We start from the raw sequence: 1806 nt of genomic DNA on the forward strand, positions 1-1806 counted from the left end.
TAGCCGAGGTCGACGTGCTCAGCCACATAGTCGGCGGGCAGGACGATGCTGTTGCCGAACCGGGCCCCGGGTGGGCGGATCGTGACCGACTGAAGCGCCCTGGGTTTCGTTCCGAGGTCAGGACGCAACGGGCGCTACGTCTCGGTCGTGAGTGTAGGCCGCCTCGACCTCCGCGGGAGTGCGGTAACCGAGGGCCTCGTGAAGACGGGTGGTGTTCCACCAGTGCACCCACCCCATGGTGGCCAGCTCGACCGCCTGCACGGACTCCCAGATCCGCTTGGAGTGGATGAGTTCTTACCTTGTAGAGCCCGTTCACGCTCTTAAGCGAGGGCGTTGACGCTCCTATAGTTGTCAACTCGCGATTTCACCGGTGCGGGGGTTGACCTTGATGAGGTGGTAGACCTCGCGGATGACGTAGCGCTTCAGGCAGCGGATGATGTCGCGCTTGCTCTTGCCTTCGGCGGTCCGACGGGCGACGTAGGCGATGGTCGGCTCGTGGAACCTCATCCGGACGATCACGGTGCGGTAGATCGCGGCGTTCAGCTGCCGATGGCCGCCGTGGTTGATGCGATGTCGGCCGCTGGTCATCCCAGACCCGGTTGGGACGGGGCTGATGCCTGCAAGCTTCGCGAAAGCTGCCTCGGAGTGGATCCGCTCGGGGTTGTCGCCAGCGACGATCAGGATCTCGGCTGCGGTATCGACGCCGATGCCGAATTGCTCCAGCAGTTGCGGTGCGGTGCGAAGGACGAGCGCCTCGATCGACGCCCTGAGTTCCTTGGCTTCGCTGTCCAGGTGCTGCCATCGGCGGGCCAGGGAGCGCAGCGCATGGCGGAGGGAGTCTGAGGGCGTCTCGAGGTTCCGAGGGCGCAGCGCTGCGAGGTGGCGAGCAAGCTTGATCGGTGTCATCCGGTTCGTCTCCCGGCGCAGTGTGTCGTCGGCGTGGACGAGCATCGCTTTCATCGAGATCATCGCCGCGGAGCGGTCGGTCACCGCCGAATCGTGCGCGATCTTGAGCTGCCTGATCATCTCGACGCTGCTGTCCGCGGTCTTCGGGATGACCGTCGCGAACCCCGCGAGCACGGAGCGGGCGGCGTTTTCCGCGTCGAGGGTGTCTGACTTCCCGTTCATGCGCCGCTGGCGGCGGTCAGGGCGTCCTGCTTCGACGACCTTGTGTCCGTGTCGGCGCAGGAAGGAGGTGAGGGTGGCGCCGTAGGAGCCGGTGCCCTCGATGCCGAACGCAAGGACCTTGCCGAATGAGTCCGCCCAGCTGAGAAGCTGCTTGAAGCCACCCGTATCGGTGGGGACGGTGAGGGTCGCGAGGATGCCGCCGATGGTGTCGAGCACGGCGGCGACGTGGATGTGCTTGTGGGTGTCGACGCCGATGACGACGTGCCCGGAGTGGACGGTTTCGAGTGTGCTCATGGTGCCTGTCTCCTTTGACGGTTAGCGTGGTCTCACGCTGTCGCCGGCGGGTGGACAGGACTGTCACGGGGACGCTCTCGACATGCTGCTCCAGGCTCCTATTAGGTCACGCCCGATCCGGCGGCAGCGCTTGCTGCGTGCCCGGCCGGGCGGTCGACAGATCAACGCAAAGGCACCCTGCGGGCCAATCGTAAGCAAGGGTCAGACCGCGTCGGCCGGGACTCCCCAATCCTCGCGGGATCGGGTAGAAACAGACTGACAGTCGTACCAGTCGCCCACGGTGCCCGCCGAAGCCGTCACCCCGGCGTTGATGAGCGCGTCTGAGTACGCCATGCTGACGTACTGGCTTCCCCGATCCGAGTGGTGGATCAGGCCCTGCCGGCC

Annotated in this window: 1 protein-coding gene and 2 pseudogenes; all 3 read right to left on the reverse strand. The window is 65.7% G+C overall.

What is annotated here, in order from left to right:
• Positions 1 to 117: 117 nt before the first annotated feature.
• Positions 118 to 322, reverse strand: a pseudogene (locus tag MLY01S_RS12245) (integrase core domain-containing protein); the annotation flags it as partial.
• Between the two features lie 29 nt (positions 323 to 351).
• The gene (locus MLY01S_RS11800; protein ID WP_067192414.1) at positions 352 to 1422 is read right to left on the reverse strand and encodes an IS110 family RNA-guided transposase; all 1071 of its coding nucleotides are present in this window, start codon (positions 1420 to 1422) and stop codon (positions 352 to 354) included.
• Positions 1423 to 1683: 261 nt separating this feature from the next.
• Positions 1684 to 1806 (reverse strand): annotated as a pseudogene (locus tag MLY01S_RS12845) (IS3 family transposase); the annotation flags it as partial.

Source organism: Micrococcus lylae NBRC 15355, from assembly GCF_001570885.1.
Lineage (GTDB): Bacteria > Actinomycetota > Actinomycetes > Actinomycetales > Micrococcaceae > Micrococcus > Micrococcus lylae.